This window comes from Nostoc sp. FACHB-190 (assembly GCF_014696905.1).
In the GTDB taxonomy this organism is placed as follows: Bacteria; Cyanobacteriota; Cyanobacteriia; order Cyanobacteriales; family Nostocaceae; genus Nostoc_B.
The window spans coordinates 21,728-30,368 of sequence record NZ_JACJQW010000060.1; the positions used below are offsets into that span (position 1 = coordinate 21,728).

The 8,641-nt window shown below is 37.1% G+C and carries 7 protein-coding genes; 5 read left to right on the plus strand and 2 right to left on the minus strand.

The window, feature by feature from the left end; all coding sequences use genetic code 11:
* Positions 1 to 304: 304 nt before the first annotated feature.
* A complete protein-coding gene (locus H6G28_RS33530; RefSeq protein ID WP_190677413.1) occupies positions 305 to 2,035 on the minus strand; it encodes an AAA family ATPase in 1,731 nt (576 codons plus the stop codon).
* A gap of 5 nt (positions 2,036 to 2,040) precedes the next feature.
* A complete protein-coding gene (locus H6G28_RS33535; RefSeq protein WP_190677415.1) occupies positions 2,041 to 5,181 on the minus strand; it encodes a pentapeptide repeat-containing protein in 3,141 nt (1,046 codons plus the stop codon).
* A 329-nt stretch (positions 5,182 to 5,510) separates the two neighbouring features.
* Between H6G28_RS33535 and H6G28_RS33540 the strand changes: the two genes are divergently transcribed.
* The 5 genes from H6G28_RS33540 (at position 5,511) to H6G28_RS33560 (ending at position 8,216) form a co-directional block, all read left to right on the plus strand.
* Positions 5,511 to 6,146, plus strand: coding sequence for an AAA family ATPase (locus H6G28_RS33540; RefSeq protein ID WP_190677417.1), 636 nt, complete (start codon positions 5,511 to 5,513; stop codon positions 6,144 to 6,146).
* On the plus strand, positions 6,133 to 7,029 hold the full coding sequence (locus H6G28_RS33545; protein ID WP_190677419.1) for a ParB/RepB/Spo0J family partition protein: 897 nt from the start codon (positions 6,133 to 6,135) through the stop codon (positions 7,027 to 7,029). Before H6G28_RS33540 ends, H6G28_RS33545 begins: the two co-directional genes overlap by 14 nt.
* A 4-nt stretch (positions 7,030 to 7,033) precedes the next feature.
* Positions 7,034 to 7,378, plus strand: coding sequence for a DUF2281 domain-containing protein (locus H6G28_RS33550; RefSeq protein ID WP_190677421.1), 345 nt, complete (start codon positions 7,034 to 7,036; stop codon positions 7,376 to 7,378).
* On the plus strand, positions 7,378 to 7,821 hold the full coding sequence (locus H6G28_RS33555) for a type II toxin-antitoxin system VapC family toxin (protein ID WP_190677423.1): 444 nt from the start codon (positions 7,378 to 7,380) through the stop codon (positions 7,819 to 7,821). The genes H6G28_RS33550 and H6G28_RS33555 overlap by 1 nt, the downstream gene beginning before the upstream one ends.
* Before the next feature lie 131 nt (positions 7,822 to 7,952).
* Positions 7,953 to 8,216, plus strand: coding sequence for a hypothetical protein (locus H6G28_RS33560; protein ID WP_190677425.1), 264 nt, complete (start codon positions 7,953 to 7,955; stop codon positions 8,214 to 8,216).
* Positions 8,217 to 8,641 lie beyond the last annotated feature (425 nt).

Sequence of the window (8,641 nt, forward strand, 5' to 3'; positions counted from 1 at the left end):
GTAAAAGTAGCGAGCTTGTCACCAGCCGCCACGTAAAGTCTGAAAGCCTTGCTAAAAAAGGATTACAGAAATAAAATTACTCTCTACCCCGAAAATCACCAAAAAAGCTTGTTTTGGCTGTGCCAATTGAAGCTTAAATTATTTGGTGCAACAATTTAATACGGTACAGCAAGGGTTTGAAGCTCCTAAATTTCAGAGACTTCAATTGGTACAGTGTTATCCGTGGCGATCGCAGTATTGAAAGCGGCTCATCAATTCCTTAGCGTAACTTTCGGTATCACTGCTCATTTGGCATCGTTAAAAACTAGCTTTTGCTCTCACCTTGTGACTTAAACAAACCAGAAACCAAATTTATCATTAATTGTGGCAAATCCGGTTTAGCAAAGAATCCACTGATAGTAACGAATAAAAGGCTTATCAATCCCCAGTATTTTTTTATAGAAAGTAATCTTACAGAAATATTAAAAGAACATTTTTTAGGAGATTTAGCAGTATTATGAGATATTACAACTTCTGAGGTAAAAGTTTTTTCAGATACTAATGGACGAGAAATAAAGTTCAATTTTAAAGACTTTGTTTCGCCTACCTCAATAGAGTCTAATTTTATTAGACTAGTTCCATCACGTTCGTATTCAATATCTTTGGGATTGAAGGTTGCACTTAAAGAAGATAACTTGGCTTTGCTGATATTTTGAATTAAAATTTTTGCAACACCACTTTCACTCTCTTCTAATAAAGATGGCATCTGAACAAATAACTCTCCGCCATTAAACTTACAATTAAAAGTATGCAAAGGCGGATTAGCATAAAAGTACGTTATTGCTGATAATACCAAAAAGACAATAGCAAAAGCAAATTTTGGTAAAGCATTTATCAGTTGAGTGTGACGATTTTTAACAAAAGTAATATCTTTAGTTTTCTGTCCCCATTTCTCTATTATAGTTCCGACAATCCGATACTCTGAGCCTTGTTTACGAACTTTATCTAAAGATTCTAAATCGTCTATTTTATCCCAAATTACTTTTTCTGATGAACTCAGCATACGGGCTATTTGTTTAACTGTTGAGTTTGGTTTGTTAGCCAATAAAACTAATATTTTGGGAGATATATTGTCAGGATTGTCACTTGAATAAAATCTATTTAGAGTTGTTTCTACAGAGTCTTCTACTCTCTTTATAGCCAAAGCTTGCCAATTATTTTGTAGCTGTCCATACTCCGCATGAATTTCAACAACTGTCTGACATACTGCCTGTACATACCAAGGTTTGCATTCAGTCCATTCAATAACAGTTTTAGTAACTTGATTGATATCAATTCCAGTTAAATAATTTTCTAATGGTTCTTTTATTAAATAATTTTCTACAGGAAAACGTGCTGCTGATTTTAAGTAAAAAGTTTGAACATTGTTGACAATGGGCGAAGTTTTATCCTTAATTTCTTTATGCCAGTAATCTGCCCCGGTAATTACGAAGCAAATACGATAACAAGATTGAATTACACTTCGCAAATTTCTAAAAATTTGTTTACTCTCATTTAATTCCAGCAAAACCTCTACTTCATCTATTAAAACAATCAGCCTCTTATTATCATCATTTAATTGATCATTGACATTGTTAAATAAGTCTGAAAAAGGCAAACTTAAAGAATCATTTGAATTTAACGATTCATCTAGCAAATTATTATTCTTTAGTTTTGCATTAACAAACTGCATGAAAGATTCAGAATCAGACTTGTTTAGAGCTTGTAAATCTAAATATATAGCTTTATAATTAGATACTTTTGAACTGAAGCTAGGAATAGCATTTTTTAAGCTTAAATCAATCAAGCTATCTTTATAGCTATCAATTTGATTATTAATAATATCTCTTATCACATATAGTAACGAACTTTTTCCAATTCGTCTTTCGCCAAATAATGCTATACTTCTTCCCTGATGAACATGATCAAGAAGCCTAGCTATATCGTCTGTCCGTCCACAAATTAAGCGTTTGTATTCCGGACTATCAACTGTTGATATCGTGTAAGTCACTTGCATATTAATTATTTACTTGATGCCATCATTATCCATTGTTTGATGAGGTCTGAAGATAAAAAGTAATTTCCTTCAATATCTTCTCTTATCAGTTGCCAATCTAATAAACGTTTTATTTTTACTCTTGAAATATTGATACTATGATTTGCACGAGCTAAATCTATCAAAAAAGTTTTCTCAAATTCATCGGAACGATTCCAAAAACCAGATAAAAAACTATCAAAAAAATCTTCGACTATTTTCTTCTCCGCAATAGATATATCTTCATCACTTATATAATCTCGTGTTCCTTGCACTGCATTTTCAAAAGCTTCATAGCAAATAGCTTGAGTATAGTAAGGCTGTCCTCCACTTAATTTAGTAATATATTCAATAGCTTTGTCCGTATAAGAATAACCTAGCATTGCACCAGGTTGAACAATTAGTTCTCGTGTTTCTTGAACAGTTAGTGGCTTGAGATGAACGAAGCGGAAATGGTTATAGAATGGTGAACTATGTTGTGAAATATAAGTTGATAACTCTGTTGTTGCAGCAACTACAGCACGTAGATCGGTACCAATTTCACTTGATTGAAGTGCTGCCCTGAGTATATTTTGTATACGCTCATCAATAGTATTAGATTTTTTTTGTTTTACCTTTAATAAATAGTCGGCTTCATCAAGTAACAACACAATTTTCAAATTTGATATGTTAACTTTTGCTGTACGGATAATTTCTTTATAATTTTTTATGAAATCAATATTCTGGGAAGAATATTCTTTTAGCTTATCCTTGTTTAAAATTTTTTGTTCAACTAGGTACTTAAGAGTCTCGTTGATTATAAGTTTAAGGATACTTTCTGTCGTTGCTTCTTCACTTATGTTTATTACGACGTATACAGGAACCAAAGGTATATTCAATCGTTTCTGTAGTTGATTGAGTAAACTAGTTTTTCCTGTACGTCTCTCACCCACAATAAGAATATCCTGCTTCGTAGGTTTAGTTACTGCTTGTATAATCTGTTCTAGTTCTTTTTCTCTACCAAAAAAAGCTTTCTCTCCTTCTACGGGACTTCCATAAATATAAGGATTATCTTGCACTGAATTAATATATAGCGGCGGTCTTTTTAATTTGCCGTTAACTTTATAATTGACAGCAATTTCTTTTGAAAAACTCATTTTTAGATAAAAATTCACTTCTTCTGATTGTTCTGCTTCTAATCTGTATAAAAAAACTTGATTATCACTAATTACTTCATATTCTGCTGAATCTTGTATTTCAATTTCTAAATTATTTATTGGTTTATCCTTAGAGTTAGTTATTAATAAAACTAACTCACTTGATTTACCCATCACCATTCCACTACCTCTAATAATTTTGACTTCAACTGCATTATAAAAATCATTATTTCCTTCAAGGGTTGCTGTTTGAATTGTTTCAATATTTCCACTTAAATCTTGAATATTATCAATCCTTTCTACATTCTCTATGTCCCCAGTATTAATTACACCTCCTTGAATATTTATATTTTCAACAAATATATTTCCACCTTCGGCATAAAAATTAGGGCGCTCAAGCGCCGTTGCTATCATATTTTCTAATCTGCGAATTTGAATATCTTTTTCTACTATCAATAGTTTTAATTCTTGCTCTGTCAGAGTTTTTAGCTGGTTGTAAATAGCAAAATACTCGGTACTTAATTCAGACTGGTCAGATAAACCGGTGGTTTTAACACGAAGTAAAAAATTATCTTTTCTCCGTTTCTCTATCGCCACAATTTCTAATTCCGCATCCGGGTTATTTTCTGCTAACTGTTTAAACGAAATCGCAATAGCACGCGGGTCAACACCCTGATTGTGATAAAGGTCGAGGGTATCAAAAATTGGTTTAATAAAATCACCAAATTCCCCATCTCCAAATACCTCTTCTCTATTATCTGGTTTACGCATTGGGTCGGGATTTCTTCTTGTGGGGAGTCGCATATAAACATATTCGCAGCGAACACCATCAAATTTGGTATCGCTGGTAATTCCCCAATCTTGAATATATGCTCCGGTGAGGTTTGCGCCTGTAAAATCAGTTGAGTCTAGTTGCGTTTGTACTAACCTAGCTCTGGATAAATCAGTATCCTGTAAATTAGCCTCGCTTAAATCAGCGCCAATAAAGCTTGCATCTGTTAAAATCGCTCCTTGCAGATTAACACCTCGCAAATCTTGACGGTCAAAATTTTTATCTGCTCCGTTACCTGTAACCAGTACTTTAAGTAGCTCCAGTTGTTTTAAATAAGTTGCACCAGGGCGAACATGGTCTAGTTTTTTAGTTTTATAAAAGCAGGTGCGGGTTAGGTTTGCTTTTCTGAAATCTGTACTTTTAAGGATTGCTCCTGTAAAACTAGCGTCGGTTAAATTGGCGTTGTAGAAGCTTGTGCCGCCAAAAGAAGCAAAAGCAATTGCGGAAGAGCGAATTAGAGCATATTTCTCCGAACCTTGTAACGATTGCGCTCCAACGTAAATGCTGAATAAAGCTCCGGCAACAGCGAATACTAGGGTAGTGGCGAAGGTTCCGGCTCCAGCGAAGAGGGCGAAGGCGAAGGCGAAGGCAATAGCAAATGTGACGGCGATGGCTCCGGCGATGGCAACAGCGAAGGTTCCGGTGACTGTTCCAGCAAATGCAACAGCGAAGATTCCGGTGACTGTTCCAGCAAATGCAACAGTGAAGGTTCCGGCGACGGCGAAAGCAAATGCGACGGCGAAGGTTCCAGCGAAGGCGAAAGCTCCAGCGAAGGCGAAAGCTCCAGCGACGGCTCCAGCGACGGCGAAGGCAGGATTTAATCCTCTGCGAATTATAACTGTAAAGGTAATAATTAATACTGCGAAAGCAATCCAGCCAACAACTTGATTTTCTAGGCTAGAACTGAATATATAACTTACAAGTATCCCAGTCAAAGTAGAGAAAAATCCTGTTACCCCAGCTAGCACAAATGAAATCAGAAGTAGCAAAGCAGTCCACCGCTTCTGTAACCCAGCTTTAGCGTTACTGAAGTTTGCTCCTACAAGATTTGCATCAGTAAAATTTGTGCTTCGTATATCTGCACCATTAAAGTTAGCACCCATGAGGTTTTGATCTTTAAACGAGTAACCGCGCAGATTTTGACCAGAGAAGTCTTGCATAGGTGATAAAGCAAACAGCTTTAGGTTTGACTACAGGAATAGCACAAAAGCATCGAGAAGTTAATAATATTGATACTACACCAGCTACACTAATTCATTGATAAAAGCATTAATGGCTTGAGCTATGCGTTCTTTTGTTTCCGCTCGTTTTTCCACATACCAACGCTCAAGGACACGGTGTTCCGTAGGAGCGATCACTCATAACAGTTCTTTTCGCAGCATTCGCTTGGTTGACTCTTAGAGTCAACCAAGCGAATGTAGTAGCGAAGGAAAGCATAATTAATGGCAGTAATCTCAAAGCAAAGCTTAAAAATTATTAGGCAGAATCAATGTTAATTGGTATTTTAAACAGAAAGGGTGGCTGTGGAAAATCAACAACAGCAGTCCATCTTGCACACTGGTTAGCCCAAAGAGAGCATAATGTTATAGTTATTGACTCGGATGGGCAAACAAGTTCCAGTCAATGGCTAGAGAAGCTTAACTTACCTTCTTTAGTTGTCAATGATCCAGATGATCTATTTGACCAAATTACGCTGTACTCAGGACAGTATGATGCAGTTATAGTGGATTCTCCAGCCGTGCTTGGCGAAACAGCTAAAGCCGTATTGCTGAGTGTTGATTTGGCATTAGTGCCTGTGCAGCCTTCAAATCTCGATCTATTAGCAACTAAAGATATTGTCCGTTTGGTCAACCAAGCTCAGAAAATCCGCAAAGGTACTCCAAAAGCAGCAATGTTTTTAAGTCGAGCTTCAAAAGGAACTGTATTATTGAGGGAAGCCCAAGAGGTTTTATCCCAAACACAAGGGCTGACTTTACTGAAGCAAGTGATTTACCAGCGACAAGTTATTGCTGACGCACCAGGTCAATCTGCTACCGTTTTTAATATGCCTGGTGATGCAGCATCTCAAGCTGCAAAGGATTATGAGCAGCTTTTCGAGGAGGCTTTGAGTTATGGCAAGGCGTAATAGCTTGAAAGATGATTGGAAATTTGAGGCTGCGGAATCCAATGTTCATCAAATATCTATCGATTCAATCATTCTTTCGTCAAACCAACCTCGCCGCTATTTTGACCCTCAAAAGCTTCAACAATTAAAGGAGTCTATTTCCACACATGGAATTTTAGAACCGTTATTAGTTCGTCCTGCCCAAAAAAATGGTCAGTATGAATTAGTAGCGGGAGAGCGACGTTACCGGGCGGCAAAAGAAGCAGGCTTAACTTCAATTCCTGTAACTGTAAGAGAATTAACCGATGATGAGGCAGTTCAACTAGCCATTATTGAAAACCTACAGCGTGAGGATCTCAACCCTGTAGAAGAAACAGAAGGAATTCTTCAACTATTAAGTCTTAAACTTAAAATCGATTTGGCACAGGTTCCTTCTCTTCTTTACCGGATGCGAAATGAAGTGGTTGGTAATACTAATCAAAACGTTTTGATTAGTTCAGAATCCCAGCAAATTCAAGCTGTTTTTGATAACCTAGCATTTATTACTTGGGAGTCTTTCGTTACAACTAGGCTAACACTACTAAATTTACCAAGTGAAATTTTGTTAGCACTGCGAATGGGCAGAATTGCTTACACTAAGGCTCAAGCCATTGCTCGGTTAAAGGATGAGGACAAGAGAAAAGAATTACTCGAAGAAGCAATAACTCAAAATTTATCTCTGACTCAAATTAGGGAGCAGATCAAAGCTGCCCTTCCTTCCAAGGAAGAACCCAAATCCCTAAAGCAGAAGATGCAAGATATCACCCATCGTTTTCAAAAAGCCAAAGCCTGGGATGATCCAAAAAAACAGAAAAGATTAGAGAAGTTGTTGATGCAAATGGAAGCCATACTAGCAGAGGATTAAGTATATGACTATTAAAGAACTCCTGCTCCAAGAAATTGAATCATCTCCAGAGTCTCTCCTTGAAGAAACGCTTGATTTTCTCCGCTTTTTGAAAACTAAGCAAGCAGCAGGAGAAAAAGAGCCGCAACACCCACATATTCAGCCAGAAGCAGCAGATTCTAATACCCAAAATCAACTACACGAAAACTCGACAGACAATTCTCAAATACCTTATCGTCCAGCTTCTGGCCGTTCCATCCTCAGACATGCAGGCACTTGGGCAGGTGATGACTTCGATGAGTGTCTTCAGTCTGTTTACGCGACTCGTGGCAAAGCCAAATTCGATTATGACTTGAATCCTTTTGAGTAATGTACCTGCTAGATACTAATCACTGTAGTGCTATCATTCTTGGCGAACCAAACGTTATTCGTCGAATAACTGAGGTTGGAGAATTAAACATCGCTACTTGCGTAATTGTGCAAGGAGAACTTACATACATGATGGAAAATTCTGCACAGAAGGAAACTAATCTTGTTTCTTTGGCAGAATTTATGGAAGATATCCGTATTTACGGTATTACAGAGGACACGGCTAATATTTACGGTCAACTCAAAGCTGCTTTGATGAGACAATTTGGCCCTAAAGAAAAAAGCAAGCGTAGAAAAACTCAAGTAACAGACCTGGGGTTTGATGAAAATGACCTCTGGATTGCTGCTATCGCGCTACAACACGGTCTTAGCGTTGTGTCAGCCGACAGTGACTTTGTAAGGATTCAGCAAGTAAGGGCATTGTCCGTTGAATCTTGGTTGTGAGACTGTAATCATTTTGAATAATTCCATGAAAAACTGTGATTTCTTTGAATTTTTTTGGCAAAAAAATATTTAGATTATTTGTGCATTTATAAAGATAAAATTCTTTCTCGGTGTGATTGAGTATATATCTATTGAATACCATATCTAAGGCTGTTGATGTCGCGCAAGTATTTAGCACATTTTCCAATCTGACGAAGGAACTTGAGCCATTTATAAAAACTGATGACTTGAAAATCGCATTTGATAATGAAGGCAATCCTTATCTTATTGGTGATGACTTTCAAGAGCCAATCCATGCCAATTTCATGTTAGGGCGTGAAGTTAGGAACGAAATCAGGATATTGATTGCAAAACATCGTTCTCAGTATAGACCGGATGAAAAAACCAACCCTTAAATTTACGACTCGTATAGTGAGTGCTGTTAGCGAATTAATTTAAGACAGAATGCTATACAAACCTACAATACTAAGAAATTCTAGTAATTAATTTCTTACTAGGGTTGGCACAATCCTTGCATAGCAAAGTGATTGAGAGGCAGTGTTGAGCAGGCGTATTGCTCAGTATTGGCTCTGTCATGGAAAAATTACACTTCCGACAACCTGCGACACAAAGATTGTCGTATTGTTACGGAACTGAGCTGCATGACACGCTCACTATTAGGTAGGCTGGCAATTGTTAAGAACCTTCAGGGCAGGAACAGCCATAGCTGTAGCGAACTGCAAACATCCAGGGCTAAAACTGCAAACAAGGCGATTTTGAAACCACATTATTTGCAAATAAGGTTCTGCTCAAAACGACATTATTTGCAAATGAAACTGCA

Coding starts and splice junctions, on each gene's coding strand:
- H6G28_RS33555 (WP_190677423.1), top strand. CDS start 7,378: ATGTACCTGCTAGATACTAATCACTGTAGTGCTATCATTCTTGGCGAA.
- H6G28_RS33550 (WP_190677421.1), top strand. CDS start 7,034: ATGACTATTAAAGAACTCCTGCTCCAAGAAATTGAATCATCTCCAGAG.
- H6G28_RS33540 (WP_190677417.1), top strand. CDS start 5,511: ATGTTAATTGGTATTTTAAACAGAAAGGGTGGCTGTGGAAAATCAACA.
- H6G28_RS33535 (WP_190677415.1), bottom strand. CDS start 5,181: ATGCAAGACTTCTCTGGTCAAAATCTGCGCGGTTACTCGTTTAAAGAT.
- H6G28_RS33530 (WP_190677413.1), bottom strand. CDS start 2,035: ATGCAAGTGACTTACACGATATCAACAGTTGATAGTCCGGAATACAAA.
- H6G28_RS33545 (WP_190677419.1), top strand. CDS start 6,133: ATGGCAAGGCGTAATAGCTTGAAAGATGATTGGAAATTTGAGGCTGCG.